At 72.9% G+C, this 17,505-nt stretch carries 18 protein-coding genes; 7 read left to right on the forward strand and 11 right to left on the reverse strand.

Annotated elements, in window-relative coordinates; all coding sequences use genetic code 11:
* Positions 1-3 precede the first annotated feature (3 nt).
* From ZF1_RS21770 to ZF1_RS21790, 5 genes are read left to right on the forward strand one after another with little or no spacing between them, the layout of a single operon-like run.
* A complete protein-coding gene (locus tag ZF1_RS21770) occupies positions 4-909 on the forward strand; it encodes a transporter substrate-binding domain-containing protein (RefSeq protein ID WP_208824832.1) in 906 nt (301 codons plus the stop codon).
* A 34-nt stretch (positions 910-943) separates the two neighbouring features.
* Positions 944-2,098: a hypothetical protein gene (locus tag ZF1_RS21775; RefSeq protein WP_482638225.1), complete on the forward strand. Its 1,155-nt coding sequence runs from the start codon at positions 944-946 to the stop codon at positions 2,096-2,098.
* Between the two features lie 19 nt (positions 2,099-2,117).
* Entirely contained in the window at positions 2,118-2,678 is a 561-nt protein-coding gene (locus ZF1_RS21780; protein ID WP_482638226.1) for a hypothetical protein, read from the forward strand.
* On the forward strand, positions 2,675-3,976 hold the full coding sequence (locus ZF1_RS21785; protein ID WP_482638227.1) for a serine/threonine-protein kinase: 1,302 nt from the start codon (positions 2,675-2,677) through the stop codon (positions 3,974-3,976). The genes ZF1_RS21780 and ZF1_RS21785 overlap by 4 nt, the downstream gene beginning before the upstream one ends.
* Positions 3,973-4,581, forward strand: a complete 609-nt coding sequence (locus ZF1_RS21790) for a hypothetical protein (protein ID WP_482638228.1) — start codon at positions 3,973-3,975, stop codon at positions 4,579-4,581. Before ZF1_RS21785 ends, ZF1_RS21790 begins: the two co-directional genes overlap by 4 nt.
* Position 4,582: 1 nt before the next feature.
* Here ZF1_RS21790 and ZF1_RS21795 read toward each other — a convergent pair whose 3' ends face one another.
* Positions 4,583-6,601, reverse strand: a complete 2,019-nt coding sequence (locus ZF1_RS21795) for a protein meaA (protein ID WP_062397343.1) — start codon at positions 6,599-6,601, stop codon at positions 4,583-4,585.
* Positions 6,602-6,818: 217 nt separating this feature from the next.
* On the opposite strand from ZF1_RS21795, the gene ZF1_RS21800 reads away from it, so the two are divergent.
* Positions 6,819-7,151, forward strand: coding sequence for a hypothetical protein (locus ZF1_RS21800; protein ID WP_062397345.1), 333 nt, complete (start codon positions 6,819-6,821; stop codon positions 7,149-7,151).
* A 4-nt stretch (positions 7,152-7,155) separates the two neighbouring features.
* On the opposite strand, the gene ZF1_RS21805 is transcribed toward ZF1_RS21800, so the two are convergent.
* The gene (locus ZF1_RS21805; protein ID WP_346105459.1) at positions 7,156-8,007 is read right to left on the reverse strand and encodes a DUF1206 domain-containing protein; all 852 of its coding nucleotides are present in this window, start codon (positions 8,005-8,007) and stop codon (positions 7,156-7,158) included.
* Between the two features lie 199 nt (positions 8,008-8,206).
* Complete coding sequence (gene murA, locus ZF1_RS21810; RefSeq protein WP_062397349.1) at positions 8,207-9,475, reverse strand: UDP-N-acetylglucosamine 1-carboxyvinyltransferase; 1,269 nt, start codon at positions 9,473-9,475, stop codon at positions 8,207-8,209.
* A gap of 124 nt (positions 9,476-9,599) precedes the next feature.
* Between murA and ZF1_RS21815 the strand changes: the two genes are divergently transcribed.
* Positions 9,600-10,193, forward strand: a complete 594-nt coding sequence (locus ZF1_RS21815) for a cob(I)yrinic acid a,c-diamide adenosyltransferase (RefSeq protein WP_100878593.1) — start codon at positions 9,600-9,602, stop codon at positions 10,191-10,193.
* A gap of 24 nt (positions 10,194-10,217) precedes the next feature.
* On the opposite strand, the gene ZF1_RS21820 is transcribed toward ZF1_RS21815, so the two are convergent.
* The 8 genes from ZF1_RS21820 to ZF1_RS21855 all read right to left on the reverse strand — a co-directional run bounded on the left by ZF1_RS21820 (position 10,218) and on the right by ZF1_RS21855 (position 17,470).
* Positions 10,218-10,958 carry a GIDE domain-containing protein gene (locus tag ZF1_RS21820; RefSeq protein WP_337825587.1) on the reverse strand — a complete coding sequence of 247 codons (741 nt, stop codon included), beginning with the start codon at positions 10,956-10,958 and terminating at the stop codon, positions 10,218-10,220.
* 61 nt (positions 10,959-11,019) lie between these two features.
* The gene (locus ZF1_RS21825; protein ID WP_482638229.1) at positions 11,020-11,469 is read right to left on the reverse strand and encodes a DUF2550 domain-containing protein; all 450 of its coding nucleotides are present in this window, start codon (positions 11,467-11,469) and stop codon (positions 11,020-11,022) included.
* Between the two features lie 19 nt (positions 11,470-11,488).
* A complete protein-coding gene (locus tag ZF1_RS21830) occupies positions 11,489-11,860 on the reverse strand; it encodes a F0F1 ATP synthase subunit epsilon (protein ID WP_100878596.1) in 372 nt (123 codons plus the stop codon).
* Positions 11,861-11,910: 50 nt separating this feature from the next.
* A complete protein-coding gene (gene atpD / locus ZF1_RS21835) occupies positions 11,911-13,344 on the reverse strand; it encodes a F0F1 ATP synthase subunit beta (protein WP_073578511.1) in 1,434 nt (477 codons plus the stop codon).
* Positions 13,344-14,366, reverse strand: coding sequence for a F0F1 ATP synthase subunit gamma (locus ZF1_RS21840; protein WP_482638230.1), 1,023 nt, complete (start codon positions 14,364-14,366; stop codon positions 13,344-13,346). Before ZF1_RS21840 ends, atpD begins: the two co-directional genes overlap by 1 nt.
* 12 nt (positions 14,367-14,378) lie before the next feature.
* Complete coding sequence (gene atpA, locus ZF1_RS21845) at positions 14,379-16,016, reverse strand: F0F1 ATP synthase subunit alpha (protein WP_482638231.1); 1,638 nt, start codon at positions 16,014-16,016, stop codon at positions 14,379-14,381.
* Between the two features lie 75 nt (positions 16,017-16,091).
* Positions 16,092-16,922: a F0F1 ATP synthase subunit delta gene (locus ZF1_RS21850; RefSeq protein ID WP_178376185.1), complete on the reverse strand. Its 831-nt coding sequence runs from the start codon at positions 16,920-16,922 to the stop codon at positions 16,092-16,094.
* Positions 16,922-17,470, reverse strand: coding sequence for a F0F1 ATP synthase subunit B (locus ZF1_RS21855; RefSeq protein WP_062397364.1), 549 nt, complete (start codon positions 17,468-17,470; stop codon positions 16,922-16,924). The genes ZF1_RS21850 and ZF1_RS21855 overlap by 1 nt, the downstream gene beginning before the upstream one ends.
* Positions 17,471-17,505: the final 35 nt, after the last annotated feature.

The following is a 17,505-nucleotide window of genomic DNA, read 5'->3' on the forward strand; positions in this document are numbered from 1 at the left end:
ACCATGCAGATCCGCACCACCACCCGGCTGAGCCGGCGGCGCCTGCTGGGGGCGGCCGCCGCCCTCGGCGGGACGGCGCTGGCCGGGCCGCTGCTGGGCGGCTGCGGGGGGCCGTCGGACCCGCTGTCCCGGCTCCGAGCCGGCGGCGACGTCGTCGTCGGGCTGTCCGGGGAGCGCCCGTTCGGCTACACCGACGGCTCCGGCCGGGCCACCGGGGAGAGCCCGGAGGTGGCCCGCGCGGTGGTCACCGACCTCGGCGGCAGCGGCTTGGCCGCGGTCCAGACGAGGTTCGACCAGCTCGTCCCCGGCCTGCTCGACGGCCGCTTCGACGTCATCGCGGTCGGGCTGACGATCACCGCGCTGCGCTGCCAGCAGGTCGCGTTCTCCCGCCCCGACTACGTGGCGGGTACCGGCCTGGTGGTCCCGGCCGGGAACCCGCTGGGCGTCGCGACACTGGCCGGGGTCCGCCGGTCCGGGGCGACGCTGGCGGTGCTCGACGGCAGCGCCGAGCAGGAGTACGCGCTCGCGGCCGGCATCCGGGCCGAGCACATCGTCACCGTCGACTCGCAGGGCGCGCTGGTGCGCGAGGTCGCGAACGGCGGTGCGCAGGTGGGGGCGCTCACCCGCATCTCGCTGCTCGACGAGGTCCGCCGCAACGCGGGCATCGGTCTGGAGGTGACCGCCGCGTTCGCCCCCGAGGTGGCGGGACGACCGGTCGTCGGGGCAGGGGCGTTCGCGTTCCGCCCCGCCGACGGTGCCTTCCGCGACGAGTTCGACCGCGGGCTCACCGCGCTGCAGGACTCCGGGCGCTGGCTGGAGCTCGCCGCGCCGTTCGGGTTCACCGCGGCGAACCTGCCGCCACGCGACCTCACCGTCGACGAGCTCTGCGCCCGCACCCCCGACTCCTGAGCCGCGCGGCCGCCGGACTGGAATGATCCGGGCCATGGCGCTGCGCATCGCGGGTATCGACGTTCCCGGCCCGTCCGACCTGCTCTCCGGCGCGGCCTCCGTGGTCGAGGCGACCGGCGACCTCGCCGGGACCGTCGCCGGGCTGCCCGCCCGGGCCGGGGAACTGCTGGAGGAGGTCGGCTCGCTGGTCGGCCGGATCGGCACGATCGCGACCCGCGCCGAGCAGCTGCTCGACCGGGTGGACGGCGTCGTCGACCGGGCCGAGGGGCTGATCGGGACCGTCGACACCGTCGCCGGGGAGGCGACCGGGCTCGTGGCCCGGGTCCGCCCGGTCGCGGAGCAGGCCGAGGCGCTCGTCGCCCGGGTCACCGGCGTCGCGGGGAACGCGGAGGAGCTGGTCGCGCGGGTCACCGGCGTCGCCGGGAACGCCGAGGAGCTGGTCGCGCGGGTCGGCGGGGTCGCCGACGAGGCCGACACCCTGGTCCGCAAGGTCACCACCGTGTCCGAGCAGGCCGACGGCCTGGTCCGCCGGGTCACCACCGTCTCCGACGAGGCGGGCGAGCTCGTCCGGCGCGTCACCACGGTGTCGGAGGAGGCGGGCGACCTGGTCCGGCGGGTCACCACGGTCTCGCAGAACGCCGAGGGCATCGTCGAGCAGGTGTCGGTGGTCACCGGGAACGCGAGCGGGCTGCTCGCGCGGGTCGACACCGTCACCGGCGAGGCGGGCGGGCTCATCCGGACCGTCGGCGAGATCAGCGAGCGCGCCGGCGGCCTCATCGGGCAGGTCGAGACCGTCACCACCGACGCGACCGGTGTCGTCACCGCGGCGAAGGCGGTGTCCGACCGGGCGGGCGAGGTCGTCGGGCAGGCCGCGGGCGCCAGCGAGCAGGCCGGTGAGCTGCTGGACCTCTACGGCCCGCTGGCCCGCCGGGCGGCCCCGCTGGCCCAGCGCTTCGTCGACGAGCTCTCCGAGGAGGAGGTGCGCGCCGCGATCCGGCTGGTGGACCAGCTGCCGAAGTTCACCGAGCACATGGAGGAGGACATCATGCCGATCCTGACGACGCTCGACCGTGTCGGACCGGACGTGCACGAGCTCCTGGACGTGCTCAAGGAGGTCCGGCAGGCGATCATCGGGATCCCCGGCTTCAAGCTGCTGAGCCGCCGGGGCAGTGAGAAGGACGAGAGCTGACCCACCGGGAGGACGGGGCGTGGACCGGACCTGCGGCGAGCAGACGTTGTACGCACGGACCCTCGAGAGCAGCGCGACGTTCGGTCCGCGCCAGGGCCGTGAGGTCGTCTTCGGCCGCAACCGGCCGCTGGTGCACCTGGCCGGCTCCCCCGGGCGCGAGCACGCCCTGGAGGTCCGGGTGAGCGGCCCGGAACCGGGTGGCACCGGCGCCCTCCCACCCGACGCGCACACCTACGAGCCCCCGGTCTGGCCGCTGGACCCCGACGAGCGCCGGGTCGTCGTACTGCTGGCCCGGCGCTATCTGCAGGGCGACTCCCGCCCCACGCCCCAGAGCTGGCGGCAGGTCGGGGAGGGCATGCAGGCGCTGGACCCGGAGGCGGGCTGGACCCACCGACGGGCCGAGCACACCGTGCGTGCGGTCCGCGAGCGGCTCTCCGCCGCGGGTGTCGCCGGGCTGCTCGCCGAGGAGGTGGAGCCGCCGGTCGGCAACGCGCTGAACGAGAACCTCGTCGCCGAGCTCGTCCGCAGCCGCTCGATCACCGCGGCCGACCTCGACGCATTGGACCGGGAGACGCCGTGAGCACGGTCCTGGTCCCGGGCGCCGTCGTCGCCGGGCGCTACACCGTCGGCGAGCGGCTCGGCGCCGGCGGGATGGGCGTCGTGCACCGGGCCCGGGACACCGTGCTGCAGCGCGACGTCGCGCTCAAGCAGGTCCTGCTGCCCGACGACGGCGACCCGGGCGGGTCCGACGGGGCCGGTCCGGCGGCGACCCGGCGGCTGCGCCGGGAGGCCGCGGTCGCCGCGCAGCTGCACCACGGCCGGATCGTCACCGTCTTCGACGTCCTGGAGCTCGACGGCGGCCCGCTGCTGGTCATGGAGTACGTGCCCGCGGAGAGCCTCGCGGCGCTGCTCCTCCGATCCGGACCGCTGCCGTCCGGCGTCGCCGCCCGGATTGGGGCGCAGGTGGCCGAGGCACTCGCGGCACTGCACGAGAACGGGATCGTGCACCGCGACGTCAAGCCCGCGAACGTCCTGGTCTCCGCCGACGGCCCGGTGAAGCTCACCGACTTCGGGATCGCGCTCATCCCCACCCGGCACGCGCACACGGTCGGAGCCCTGGGCACCCCCGCGTACTTCGCACCCGAGACCGCCCGCGGCGCGGACCCCGCCCCGCCCGCCGACGTCTACTCCCTCGGGGCCACGCTCCGGGTGCTGACCGAGGGCGAGCCACCCTACGGCTGGGCCGAGGACAGCCCGCTCGCGCTCATCCGGCGGATCGCCGAGGAGCCGGTACCGGCCCCGTCGGGCCGGGGGCCGGTACCGGAGCTGCTGACCACGATGACGGCCACCGACCCCGCGGCCCGGCCGACCGCGGCCGAGGCGGCACGGGCGCTGTGGGCGCTCGCCGACCGGCCCGAGCCGGTACCGGCCGCACCCGCGCCGGGCGACGGGTCCCCGACCCGTCCCGACGACGTCACCGCCGGGCCCGATCACGGCGTCGGGGACCCGCGGCAGCGACGACGCGGGGCCCTGCTGGTCGGCGCGGCCGTGGTGCTCGCCGCGGCCGCGGTCGTCGGCACGACCCTGGTGCTCCCCGGCGACCGGCCGGACACCACCGCCGCACCCGGCGGGTTCCCGGAGGCCGTACCGGCCCTGGCCGTCGGCGACCAGCGCACCGCCGATCCCTGCCTGGTGGACCCGGCCGTGCTGGCGCCGTGGGGTGCGCCGCAGACCGTCCCCGACCACGGCGGCTTCGCCTCCTGCGACGTCGACGCCTTCCGCGAGGGCACCGACACCGTAGGGTGTCGGTCCGCTACCAGCAGCGCACCGACGACCCTCCCGACGGCGCACGGGAACGTCGCAGCGAGCTCACCGTGATCCGGCGCCCCGCCGAGGGCACCGACTGCGAGCGCTACCTGTGGCTGGCCGACGGCACCGTGGTGCAGGTGCAGAGCGGGTTCGCCCCGTCGGCCGCGGCACAGGCGGCCCCGGACCCGTGCGCCCCCGCCGAGGCGGCCGCGGCGTCGGCGGCGGCCACCCTGGCCCGCGGTGTGCCCCGCCGCACACCGCCCATGTCGAGCGCACTGTGGGCCGCGGACGCGTGCACCCTGCTGCGTCCGGAGGACCTGACCGTGCTGCCCGGGCCGAACCGCTCGGAGTTCTTCCGCGACGTGGCGGGCTGGCGGTGCGGCTGGGACGCGGGCGACGCCGTCGACGCCCTGCAGATCACCCTGTCCTTCGACCGCTACGACGACCCGCGGGGCACCGACGCCCGCCGGGGCCCGGGCACCGACACCTGGACACAGGCCGACGGCGACACCGCCTGCAACGCCGAGGTGCCCGTCCGGGACTTCGTCGGCACCAACGGGCGGCCCATGTCGGAGGTGCTGCGGGTCAGGACCGCCGAGGGCGGCCTCGGTACCGGCGAGCTGTGCGACCTGGCCGCCCGCCTCGCCGGTACCGCGCGCACGCGGCTGGGCTGACTCAGTCCAGACCCTGGGACCGCCGGATCAGGGTGACGATCTCGTCCATCATCCCGGTCAGCCGGAAGTTCTTCGGCGTGAAGACCGCCGCGACCCCGCCCTCGCGCAGCCGCTTCTCGTCCTCGGGCGGGATGATCCCGCCGACGACGACCGGCACCTCCCCGGCCCCGGCCTCGCGCAGCCCCCGCACGACCGCGGGCACGACCTCCAGGTGCGACCCGGACAGCACCGACAGCCCGACGGCGTGCACGCCCTCCTGGACCGCCGCCGCCACGATCTGCGACGGCGTCAGCCGGATCCCCTGGTAGACCACCTCGAACCCGACGTCGCGGGCGCGCACGGCGACCTGCTCGGCGCCGTTGGAGTGGCCGTCGAGGCCGGGCTTGCCGACCAGCATCCGCAGCCGCTGCCCCAGCTCGTCGCCGGTGGCGCGGACCCGCTCGCGGACCTCGGAGATCTCGGTGGCGCCCTCGCCGGACATGCTCGCCCCCGCCACTCCGGTCGGGGCCCGGAACTCCCCGAACACCTCGCGCAGCGCACCGGACCACTCGCCGGTGGTGACGCCCGCCTTCGCGCAGTCGATCGAGACCTGCATGAGGTTCTGCTCGGTCTTGGCCGCGTCGCGCAGCGCCCGCAGCGCCTCGTCGACGGCGTCCTGGTCCCGCGCGGCGCGCCACTCGCGGATCGCCTCGACCGCGGACCGCTCGGTCGCCGGGTCGACGGTGAAGATCGCGTCGGCGCCCTCGGCCTGCAGCGGGCTCGGCTCGGTCGTGTCGAACTTGTTGACCCCGACCACGACCTCGTCGCCGGACTCCAGCCGTCGACGGCGGGCGGCGAGGGAGTTGACCAGCTCGCCCTTCATGTAGCCGGACTCGACGGCCGCGACCGCGCCGCCCATCTCCTGCACCCGGTCGATCTCGGCGCGGGCGCCCTCGACGAGCTCGGACACCTTGGCCTCGACGACGCGGGAGCCGTCGAAGATGTCCTCGTACTCCAGCAGGTCGGTCTCGTAGGCCAGCACCTGCTGCATCCGCAGCGCCCACTGCTGGTCCCAGGGCCGCGGCAGGCCGAGCGCCTCGTTCCAGGCGGGCAGCTGGACCGCACGGGCCCGGGCGTCCTTGGACAGGGTGACGGCGAGCATCTCCAGCACGATGCGCTGGACGTTGTTCTCCGGCTGCGCCTCGGTCAGCCCCAGCGAGTTGACCTGCACGCCGTAGCGCAGGCGTCGCTGCTTGGGGTTCTGCACGCCGTAGCGCTCGAGGGTGATCTCGTCCCAGAGCCGGCCCAGCGCGCGGAGCTTGCACATCTCCTCGACGAACCGGATGCCGGCGTTGACGAAGAACGAGATGCGCCCGACGACGTCGCCGAACTTCTCCGGCGGCACCTGCCCGGAGTCGCGCACCGAGTCGAGGACGGCGATCGCCGTGGACAGCGCGTAGGCCAGCTCCTGCGTCGGCGTGGCCCCGGCCTCCTGCAGGTGGTAGCTGCAGATGTTGATCGGGTTCCACTTGGGGATCTCGCCGACCGACCAGGCGACCATGTCGGTGATCAGCCGCAGGCTGGGCCCGGGCGGGAACACGTAGGTGCCCCGCGACAGGTACTCCTTGACTATGTCGTTCTGGGTCGTCCCGGCCAGCTTCGCGCGGACCTCGGCGTAGTCCAGACCCGACTGCTCCGCCTGCTCCTCGGCGACGGCCACGTACAGCGCGAGCAGCCACATCGCCGGGGCGTTGATCGTCATCGAGGTGTTGGCCTCGGCGACCGGGATCCCCTCGAAGAGCGTGCGCATGTCACCGATGTGGCTGACCGGCACGCCGACCTTGCCGACCTCGCCCTTGGCGAGCTCGTCGTCCGGGTCGTAGCCGGTCTGGGTCGGGAGGTCGAAGGCCACGGACAGGCCCGTCTGCCCCTTGGCCAGGTTGCGGCGGTAGAGCTCGTTGGTCTTCTCCGCCGAGGAGTGACCGGCGTAGGTGCGGATCACCCACGGACGGTCGCGCTCACGATCGGTGGGGTACGGCACCGGAACCTCCGTGTCGTCGCGGGAGCACAGTCGGCACTGCCTGTGATGCGGACTGAGACTACTCGTCAGTAGCCGGCGACGGGCACGGAGTCGTCCCTCGTCACAGTCCTGCGTTCGGCAAAGTACGCGACGCGCGCGGGAAACCGAGCGCTGGATCGGTTCACCACCCGACCCCTCGGACAGGGCGCGTCGCCCGTCCGGGTGCGACCATCGGCGGATGGAGCTCGACCTGGTCCCGCGGCTCGGCGCCGTCATCGGCCTGGCGGTGGTGCTGCTGGTGCTCGGGCTGCTGCTGCGCTGGACCTACGGCCACCAGAAGCACCACGCGCTGCCCACCGACGACCCGGACGACCCGGTGGCCACCGGGCTGCTCACCGAGGTCTCCCGGGTACCGGGCCAGGAGGCCGCCCGCGTGCTGCGCGACCGGCTCCGCTCCGAGGGCATCCGCGCGACGACCTCGCGCGCCGACGGCGGCGGCTGGGCGCTGCTCGTCTTCCCCCGCGACGTGAAGGACGCCCGCGTGGTGCTGAGCCGCCGCTCCCTGGACTGAGCGCTCAGTCCACCCGGTGGTAGCGGGCGTCGAGGAAGCAGAACACCCCGTAACAGGCGATCCCGACGCCCACCGCGACCAGCAGGAACACCCCGTAGGGCTGTTCGCGCAGCGTCTTGAGCGCCGAGTCCAGCCCGTTCGCGCGCTGCGGGTCGAAGGTCAGCGCGGCGACGCCCAGCAGGATGCCCAGCACACCGATCGCGATCCCCTTGGCGATGTACCCGGCCTGCCCGGTACGGGCGTTGATCCGCCGCAGCCGGGTGTCGGCGCCGCCGAGGTCCTGGTCCTCGGTGAACTTCTTCCGGTAGCCGTTCCAGGCCAGCACACCGCCGCCGACCAGCACACCCAGCCCGATCAGCGCGGTGAGGATCTGGCCGCCCGGCAGGCCGAGCAGTCCGGCGGTCGCCCGCCCGCCGCCGCCGCTCGAGGCGCGCCCGCTGACCGCGGTGGTCGCCGCGGTGACGGCCAGCACGGCGTAGACGACCGCCTGTCCACCGGCGACGACCCGCTTCGCCGTCCGCTTCGTGCTGTCGCCGACGTAGTGGAAGCCCCACACCGCCGAGACCGTCCGCCACAGGACGACCGCGGCGAACCCGACCACCAGCACCCACAGCAACACCCGGCCGGCCGGCTCGGCGGCGATCGCCCCGAGGGCGCCGTTCTGGTCGGCCTGCCCGCCCGAGCCGAGCGCGATCTGGACGGCGAGCCACCCGATCAGCAGGTGCAGCACCCCGTTCGCGGCGATGCCGACCCGGGCGGCGACGCGCACCGGTGTCGAGTGCGCGGCGTCCCGCGCCCCGCGGCCCGCCTTGCGGCCGGCCTGCGAGACGTCCGCGGCATCGGGGGTGCTCACCATGACGGTCCTCCTCGTCGAGTCGACGCGAAGGGTGGCACGGCGCGGACCGGTCCGCCGGGCTGATGGGCCGTTCGGAGCAACGGCGAGGCGGCCCCCGGGCCGTGTCGCGCCGAGGGTTGTCGCCCACCCCGGCCGGATCGCCGCCGGGTACCGGCGCCGCCACGGCGAGCCGCCGTCGGCGCCCTGCGGGGCCGAGCGCCTACCGCTCCGGCTCGCCCGCGACCCGCCGGATGTCGGCGCCGAGCGCGGACAGGTTCTCCACGAACCGCGGGTAGCCGCGGTCGATGTGCGCGACGTCCCAGACCTCGGTCGTGCCCCGTGCGCACAGCCCGGCCAGTACCAGCCCGGCCCCGGCCCGGATGTCGCTGGCCCACACCGGCGCGCTGGACAGCTCCGGCCGCCCCCGTACGACGGCGTGGTGCCCGTCGGTGCGGGCGTCCGCACCCAGGCGCACCATCTCGTCGACGAAGCGGAAGCGCGCCTCGAACACGTTCTCGGTGATCATCGACGTGCCCTCGGCGACGGCGGACAGCGCGATCGCCATCGGCTGCAGGTCCGTCGCGAAGCCCGGGTAGGGCAGCGTCACGAAGTCGACCGCCTCCGGGCGGCCGGGCATCGCGACCGAGAACTCCTGCTCGGCGGTGGTGATCTCGGCGCCCGCGCTGCGGAGCTTGTCGAGAACCAGGTCGATGTGGTGCGGGTCGACGCCGCGCACGGTGACCTCGCCCCGGGTCATGGCGGCCGCGAACGCCCAGGTCGCACCGACGATCCGATCCCCGATGACGCGGTGCGTGGTCGGCTGCAGCCCCGCGACGCCGTGCACGGTCAGCGTGGAGCTCCCGACGCCCTCGAGCTTCGCGCCCATCTGCTGCAGCATCACGCAGAGGTCGACGATCTCCGGCTCGCGGGCCGCGTTGTCGATCACCGTCGTGCCCTCGGCGAGCACCGCGGCCATCAGGATGTTCTCGGTCGCGCCGACGCTCGGGAAGTCCAGCCAGATCTGCGCGCCGTGCAGGTCGCCCGCCGTCGCGGTGACGCTGCCGTGCACGATGTCGGTGGTCGCGCCGAGCTTGCGCAGCCCGTTCTGGTGCATGTCCAGCGGCCGCGAACCGATCGCGTCGCCCCCGGGGAGCGGGACGACCGCCCGCCGGCAGCGCGCGACCAGCGGCCCGAGCACGCACACCGACGCGCGCAGCTTGGAGACCGAACGGTAGTCGGCCTCAGCCCCGGGGTCGGCGGGCACGTCGATGTGCACGGTCGACCCCTCGATCGCGACCGTGCAGCCCAGGCTTCGCAGGACGTCGGCCATCAGCGGCACGTCCAGGATCTCCGGGCAGTTCTCGAGCGTCGTCCGTCCCTCGGCCAGCAGCGCCGCCGCCATGAGCTTGAGCACGCTGTTCTTCGCCCCGACGACGTCGACGGACCCGCTCAGCCGGGCCCCGCCGTTGACCGCGAAATGCTCCACCACGACCGGAACGGTAACGGGACCGTCACCACGCCGGATGCCCGCCCCGGACGGCCCTGAGCCTTCGGACCGTCCGGCGCACCCCCGCATCTGGTCGCCGAGGCACCGGCGCACCTAGCCTGTCGGGGTGGCGGTGCATCTCACGCGGATCTACACGAAGACCGGCGACGACGGTACGACGGCCCTGGGCGACTTCAGCCGGGTCCGGAAGACCGATGCCCGGCTGGCGGCCTACGCCGACACCGACGAGGCGAACGCCGCGATCGGGGTCGCCGTGACCGTCGGGGGACTCCCGGAACGGGTCGTCGACCCGCTGCGACAGATCCAGAACGACCTGTTCGACGTCGGTGCCGACCTGTGCACCCCGATCGTCGAGAACCCCGAGTACCCGCCGCTGCGGGTCACCGAGGGCTATGTGACCCGGCTCGAGGGCTGGTGCGACGAGTTCAACCCCGAGCTGCCCAAGCTCAACTCCTTCATCCTCCCCGGCGGCACCCCGGGCGCGGCGTACCTGCACGTCGCCCGGACCGTCACCCGGCGTGCCGAGCGGTCGGTGTGGGGCCTGCTGGAGGTCGACCGGGAGCACACCAACCCGCTGACCGCGCAGTACCTCAACCGGCTCTCGGACCTGCTGTTCATCCTCGGCCGGGTCGCGAACCCCGACGGCGACGTCCTGTGGCAGCCGGGCGGCCCGCACGGAGCACCGACCACGGACACCTGACCGGACCCGCTCCGGACGGCCCGCTCAGGTCAGCACCGCCACCAGCAGCGCGACGACGGCGCCGCAGCCGAACACCACGGCACGCCGCATCGCGGTGCCGCTGCGCCTCCGGCTGCGCTCCAGGTGGTCGCCGCGCTCGGCGACGGTGAGCGTGAGCGGGTGGCCGGCCGCGGCGGACAGCCGTACCCGGTCCCCGGACAGCCGGGCCTCCCCCACCACGGTGAGCCGGGAGCCCGGCTCGATCCGCCACTCGGTGCGCTCTCGGGCCACCGTCGGGTCGACGAGGCGGAACAGGCCGAACTCGCGGCCCCCGCCGTCGTCGGTGACCCGGCGGCGCTCGGCGACCGGGATCTCGGTGCGCGCGTCACGGGGGTCGACCACGACCTCCGCGCCACCGTCGGTCAGCCGGAACGGCCGCTCCCGCCGCTGCTCGGCGACGACCTGCCGTTCCTCCCGGTCGTCCCGGCCGCGGGAGAGCGCCTCCTCGACGAACCGGAACCAGACCGAGTCGACCCCGGTCAGCGGGGCCGGGCGGGCCTCGTCGTCGAGCGGCTCGACGGTACCGGACAGCGACACCACCTGGCGGAACGCCGGGGCGTCGAGCTCGTCGCGGACGGACCCGGCCATGGCGACGAGCTCCGCGACCGTCACCGGAGTCGCGGCCAGGCCGCGCGTCCAGCGGGCATGCCCGTCGCGGGCCTCGCGGAACGACGTCCACGCCAGCCGGCCGAGAATGCCCGCGAACGCCAGGAGGACCAGATCCACGGCGGCAGCATAGAACGGACAGAACGGACGACAGGTCCGTAGAGCTACCGATCCGGCGAGGTCAGGACGCCTCGCGGTAGCCGTGCCCCTGCCCCGGCGGGGTGGACTCCAGCCAGGCCATGAAGCCGGTGCGGACGCCCGCCGACATCGCCAGCTCGACGTCGATGCCCCGGCCCGCGGCGTCGCGGCCGCGGCAGCGCAGCACCTCGACCGCCATCGGGATCGCGAACTCCTCCGACCGGTGCGGCGGCCGCCGGTCCACGATCTCCAGGTCGGCCCGGTCCATCACGACGGTCGCACCGATCCGGAAGCTGGTCAGGCGGTACCAGGCGAACCGCTCGCCCTCGTAGCGCCCGACGCCGAAGTGCCAGTCCGTGACAGCGAAACGGCGGCGCAGACACAGGTCCACACCGCCGTTGCGCATGAGTCGTACCCGCCGTACGGCGAGCCAGATCAAGGGGACGACCAGGCACAGCAGCAGAACTCCGACGAACGCCGCGATGAGCTCCACTGCCTGCCCGGTCCCCGTGCTAGTTCGCCTCGGCCGCCCGAAGGCGGGCCTCGGCCCGGGCGATCGCCGATCTGCCCTCGTCGGTGGACGAGTCGGCGCCGTCGCGCGCCCGCCGGGCCCGCTCGACATCGATCTCGTCCGCCTGCTCGGCGAACTCGGCCAGGATGGACACCCGCTCCGCCGACACCGACAGGAACCCGCCGTGCACCGCGATGGTGCGCTTCGAGCCGTCGGTGGAGTCGATGCGGACGACCCCGGCCTCTTCCATCTGGGCCAGCATCGGCTGGTGGCCGGGCAGGATGCCGACCTCGCCGACCGTGGTCCGGGCGAGCACGAAGCGTGCGTCACCCGACCACAGCCGGCGCTCGACCGACACGAGCTCCACAGTCATCTCAGCAGGCATAGTCGAACTCCGCTGTCTCTTCGCTCCGCAAGCGTCGCTCAGCCTTCGAGCTTCTTGCGGTTCTTCTCCAGGTCGTCGAGACCGCCGCAGAGGAAGAACGCCTGCTCGGGGACGTCGTCGAACTCGCCCTTGGCGATCTTGTCGAACGCCTCGATGGTCTCCTTGAGCGGGACCGTCGACCCCTTCTGCTGGGTGAACTGCTCGGCCACCAGCAGGTTCTGGGACAGGAAGCGCTCGATCCGCCGTGCGCGGCCGACCAGCTGCTTGTCCTCCTCGGACAGCTCGTCGATGCCGAGGATGGCGATGATGTCCTGCAGGTCGTTGTACTTCTGCAGGATCCGCTTGACCTCGTTGGCGACGCGGAAGTGCTCGTCGCCGACGTACTGCGGGTCCAGGATCCGCGAGGTCGAGGTCAGCGGGTCCACCGCCGGGTAGATCCCCTTCTGGGAGATCGGCCGGGAGAGCTCGGTGGTGGCGTCGAGGTGCGCGAACGTCGTCGCCGGAGCCGGGTCGGTGTAGTCGTCCGCGGGGACGTAGATCGCCTGCATCGAGGTGATCGAACGACCGCGGGTCGAGGTGATCCGCTCCTGCAGCTCACCCATCTCGTCGGCCAGCGTGGGCTGGTAGCCCACCGCGGACGGCATGCGGCCGAGGAGGGTCGACACCTCCTGGCCGGCCTGGGTGAACCGGAAGATGTTGTCGATGAACAGCAGGACGTCCTGCTCCTGCACGTCGCGGAAGTACTCCGCCATGGTCAGCGCGGAGAGCGCGACGCGCATACGGGTGCCCGGCGGCTCGTCCATCTGACCGAACACCAGGGCGGTGTTCTTCATGACGCCCGACTCGGTCATCTCCGTGATGAGGTCGTTGCCCTCACGGGTGCGCTCACCGACGCCGGCGAACACCGAGGTGCCACCGAAGTTCAGCGCGACACGCTGGATCATCTCCTGGATCAGCACGGTCTTGCCGACGCCGGCACCACCGAACAGACCGATCTTGCCGCCGACGACGTAGGGCGTCATCAGGTCCAGGACCTTGATGCCGGTCTCCAGCATCTCCGTCTTGCCCTCGAGCTCGTCGAAGCGCGGGGCCTTCTGGTGGATCGACCGGAGGTCACCGGTGAACTGGATGGACGGGTCGTCCAGGCAGTCGCCGAGGGCGTTGAACACGTGGCCCTTGACCTGGTCGCCCACCGGCACGGAGATCGGGCGGCCGAGGTCGGTGACCTCCTGGCCGCGCACGACGCCGTCGGTCGGCTGCATGGAGATGGCCCGGACCAGGTTGTCACCCAGGTGCGTGGCGATCTCCAGCGTCAGCTTGCGCTTGTCGCCGGAGAGATCCACCTCCAGCGTGAGGGCGTTGAGCAGGTTCGGGACCTGGTCACGCGGGAACTCGACGTCGACGACCGGGCCGGTCACCTGGACGACGCGCCCGGTGATCGGGCCGGCCGAAGTTTCGGCGGTCGTGGTCATCAGCTCTCACTTCCTGCGCTGGCGAGAGCGTCGACCCCACCGACGATCTCGCTGATCTCCTGGGTGATCTGTGCCTGGCGAGCCTGGTTGGCCTCCAGGGTCAGGCTACGGATCAGTTCGTTGGCGTTGTCCGTCGCGGCCTTCATGGCCCGCTGCCGGTTCGCCGACTCCGACGCCGCCGACTCCAGCAGGGCCGCGTAGAGGCGGGCCCCGATGTACTTCGGCAGCAGCGCGTCGAAGAGCGTGTCCGGGTCCGGCTCGAACTCGTAGAGCGGCTGGAGCCCCTTGCTCTCCGGGTGGTCCCGCTGGCTCTCGGCCGTGTCGGCGTCGGCGTCGCGGGCGACCGAGGGCAGCTCCGACCCGGCACCGACCGGCCTCGAGGAGGCGCTGTCGGCCGCGTACTCGACCTCGAGCGGAGCCATCCGCCGGGCCTGCGGCACCTGGGTGATCATGTTCTTGAAGCTGGTGTAGACGAGGTGCAGCTCGTCCACGCCGGTCACACCGTCGGTGTTGCCGTCGTGGTCGTCCTCACCGGCCATGAACGCGTCGACCAGGGCTTTCGCCGCCTCGGCCGCGTGCTCGTAGCCCGGCTGCTCGGAGAAGCCGGTCCACGACTGCTCGATCTCCCGGTTGCGGAACCGGTAGTACGAGACGCCCTTGCGGCCGATCACGTAGAGGACCGGCTCCTTGCCCTGCTCGCGGAGCAGGGCCTGGAGCTGCTCGGCCTCCTTGAGGACGTTGGCGTTGTAGCCGCCGCACTGACCGCGGTCACTGGTGACGACCAGGACCGCGGCCCGCTTCGGCTGCTCCCGCTCGACGAGCAGCGGGTGGTCCAGCGCCGAGTTCGACGCGAGCTCCGACAGGGTGCTCGTCATCAGCTCGGCGTACGGACGTGCCTCGTCCACCCGCGCCCGGGCCTTCGCGATCCGTGAGGTCGCGATCAGCTCCTGGGAACGGGTGATCTTCTTGATGGACTGCGTCGACCGGATACGCCGGCGCAGCACCCGGATCTGTGCCGCCATCGGGTATCAGCCTCAGTTCTTCTTGACCGTGACGGTCTCCTGCTCGACATCGTCCTCGTCGAGGGCCTTCTCGGCCTTCTCCTTGGGGACGACCGAGGAACCGTCGGACGCGGTGAACTCGTTGCGCTTGAACTCGTCGACCGCCTTGGTCAGCGTCTCGACGGCGTCGTCGGAGAGCTTCCCGGTGTCGGTGATCTCGTTCAGGGCGCCGGAGGCGTGGCGACGCGAGTACTCGCGGAACTCCGACTCGAAGCGCTGCACGTCGGCGACGGGCACCGAGTCGAGCTTGCCGGAGGTGCCCAGCCAGATCGAGACGACCTGGTCCTGCACCGCGACCGGCGCGTACTGCGCCTGCTTGAGCAGCTCGACCAGGCGCTCGCCACGGCCCAGAGCGGCGGCCGACGCGGCGTCGAGGTCGGAACCGAAGGCGGCGAACGCCTCCAGCTCACGGAACTGCGACAGGTCCAGACGCAGCGAGCCCGAGACCGTCTTCATGGCCTTGATCTGCGCCGAGCCGCCGACCCGGGAGACCGAGATACCGACGTTGATCGCCGGCCGGACACCCTGGTTGAACAGGTCGGACTCGAGGAAGACCTGGCCGTCGGTGATCGAGATGACGTTGGTCGGGATGTAGGCCGACACGTCGTTCGCCTTGGTCTCGATGATCGGCAGACCGGTCATCGACCCCGCGCCGAGCTCGTCGGAGAGCTTCGCGCAGCGCTCCAGCAGACGCGAGTGCAGGTAGAAGACGTCGCCCGGGTAGGCCTCACGGCCCGGCGGGCGGCGCAGCAGCAGCGAGATCGCGCGGTAGGCCTCGGCCTGCTTGGACAGGTCGTCGAACACGATGAGGACGTGCTTGCCCTGGTACATCCAGTGCTGGCCGATGGCCGAGCCGGTGTAGGGCGCGAGCCACTTGAAGCCGGCCGGGTCGGACGCGGGGGCCGCGACGATCGTCGTGTACTCCATCGCACCGGCGTCCTCGAGGGACTGCCGGACACCGGCGATCGTGGAGCCCTTCTGGCCGATGGCGACGTAGATGCAGCGGACCTGCTTCTTCGGGTCGCCCGACTCCCAGTTCTCCTTCTGGTTGATGATCGTGTCGACGCAGACCGCGGTCTTGCCGGTCTTGCGGTCGCCGATCACCAGCTGGCGCTGGCCGCGGCCGATCGGGGTCATGGCGTCGATGGCCTTGATCCCGGTCTGCAGCGGCTCGCCGACGGACTGGCGGTCCATCACGCCGGCCGCCTGGAGCTCGAGCACGCGGCGGGCGTCGCTCTCGACGTCGCCGAGGCCGTCGATCGGGTTGCCCAGCGGGTCGACGACCCGGCCCAGGTAGCCCTCGCCGACCGGCACGGACAGGACCTCGCCGGTACGGGTGACCTGCTGGCCCTCCTCGAGGCCGGTGTAGTCGCCCAGGACGACCGCACCGATCTCGTTCTGCTCGAGGTTCAGCGCGACGCCGCGGACGCCGCCCTCGAACTCGAGCAGCTCGTTGGTCATGGCCGAGGGCAGACCCTCGACGTGGGCGATGCCGTCACCGGTGTCGGCGACGGTCCCGACCTCACGGCGGGACGTGCCGCTCTCCAGCGACGAGACGTAGCTGGAGATCGCACTCCGGATCTCCTCGGAGGAGATCGTCAGCTCTGTCATGGCTGCGTCGTTCCTTCTCTCGAACGGGGTCTTCGGGTCGTTCCGCCGGGGTCCGGCGATCGCGTCCGAAGCAGGTCAGCTGGGCAGGGATCGGCGAGCTGCGGCGAGTCGACCCGCCACGCTGCCGTCGATGACCTCGCCGCCGACCTGCACGACCAGGCCTCCGAGGAGGCTCCGGTCGAGCTCGACCTGCAGGGAGATCGTGCGGCCGTACATACGGCCCAGGGTCTCGGCGAGCTTGGTCTCCTGCTCGGAGGAGAGCTCGACGGGTGTGCGCACCTTGGCGACCGAGCGGTCCCGGCGGGCCGCCGCGAGCTCGGCGAGCTCCTCGGCGACGACGTCGAGGTGCCGGCTGCGGGGCAGCCGGACCGCTTCGCGGAGCAGCGTCGCCGTCACCGGGTAGACCTTCTCGCCGAGCACCGAGTCCAGGAGCTGGACGCGACCCTCGACGGGCCGGGCGGCGTCGCCGAGCAGGCTCGCCAGCTGCGGCTCGCGGGCCACGATCCGGCCGAACCGGAACAGCTGGTCCTCGACCTCGTCGAGGGAGCCGTTGCGGTCCGCGATCGCGATGGCCGTGCGGCGGGCCAGGCCCTCCGCACCGGTGACGATGTCGCGGGCGGTGGACCAGCGCTTGCGCGCCAGCTCGGAGACGAGGTCCACGGTCGGCTGCGAGAGCTGGGACCCGAACAACCGGCGGACCAGGTCCGCGCGGGCGTCCTCGGGGGAGGACGCGTCGGCCAGCAGGCGCCGGACGGAGCGCTCGGAGTCCAGGAACCGGGCCACCGCGAACAGCTCGTCCGCGGTCGTGGTCAGGTCCCGGGCCGACGCGGAGTCGGTCCAGGAGTCCAGCCGCTCGGTCAGCGCCGCGAGGGACTCACGGCTGGCGGGCTGCAGGACAGCCGCCATCAGTTCGCCCCGCTCCGCTGGGCCACGCCCTGCTGGTCGAGCTCACCGAGGAACGAGTCGATCGTCGCGGAGCGACGCGAGTCGTCGGCCAGCTGCTCGCGCAGCAGGCGCTCGGCCAGCTGGACCGACAGGCCCCCGACCTCGTTGCGCAGAGCACGCTGGGCGGCGTCGCGCGACGCGGCCACCTGCTCCTCGCCACGGGCCTTGATGCGCGCGGCCTCGGCCTCGGCCTCCTCGCGGAGCTCGGCCTTGATCTGCTGGCCCTCGGCCCGGGCGTCGTCGCGGATGCGCGCCGCCTCGGCCCGCAGGCCGGCGAGCTGCTCCTCGTACTCCTTCTTCAGCCGGTCCGCCTGCTCCTGGGTCTCCTGAGCACGCTTGAGGCCGCCCTCGATCGCGTCGGTCCGCTCCTCGTAGAGCGTCTCGAAGCGCGGGACCGCGAACTTCCAGAGCAGGAACAGCAGGATCGCGAACGCGACCACACCGAGCACGAGCTCATCGAGGTGCGGGAGAATCGGAAGCGGCTGTTCGGCGGCGAGAATCAGTTCCACCGTGTGTCCTTCCCTGACATGGCCGCCGGTACCGG

Source organism: Pseudonocardia sp. ZF1 (assembly GCF_056835605.1).

Bases quoted from the DNA above. Each gene is read 5' to 3' on its own strand.
- atpD (WP_073578511.1), bottom strand. From the start codon at position 13,344: ATGACCACGACCGCCGAAACTTCGGCCGGCCCGATCACCGGGCGCGTC.
- ZF1_RS21770 (WP_208824832.1), top strand. From the start codon at position 4: ATGCAGATCCGCACCACCACCCGGCTGAGCCGGCGGCGCCTGCTGGGG.
- ZF1_RS21800 (WP_062397345.1), top strand. From the start codon at position 6,819: ATGGAGCTCGACCTGGTCCCGCGGCTCGGCGCCGTCATCGGCCTGGCG.
- ZF1_RS21805 (WP_346105459.1), bottom strand. From the start codon at position 8,007: ATGGTGAGCACCCCCGATGCCGCGGACGTCTCGCAGGCCGGCCGCAAG.
- ZF1_RS21850 (WP_178376185.1), bottom strand. From the start codon at position 16,922: ATGGCGGCTGTCCTGCAGCCCGCCAGCCGTGAGTCCCTCGCGGCGCTG.
- ZF1_RS21830 (WP_100878596.1), bottom strand. From the start codon at position 11,860: ATGACTGTGGAGCTCGTGTCGGTCGAGCGCCGGCTGTGGTCGGGTGAC.
- atpA (WP_482638231.1), bottom strand. From the start codon at position 16,016: ATGACAGAGCTGACGATCTCCTCCGAGGAGATCCGGAGTGCGATCTCC.
- ZF1_RS21840 (WP_482638230.1), bottom strand. From the start codon at position 14,366: ATGGCGGCACAGATCCGGGTGCTGCGCCGGCGTATCCGGTCGACGCAG.
- ZF1_RS21775 (WP_482638225.1), top strand. From the start codon at position 944: ATGGCGCTGCGCATCGCGGGTATCGACGTTCCCGGCCCGTCCGACCTG.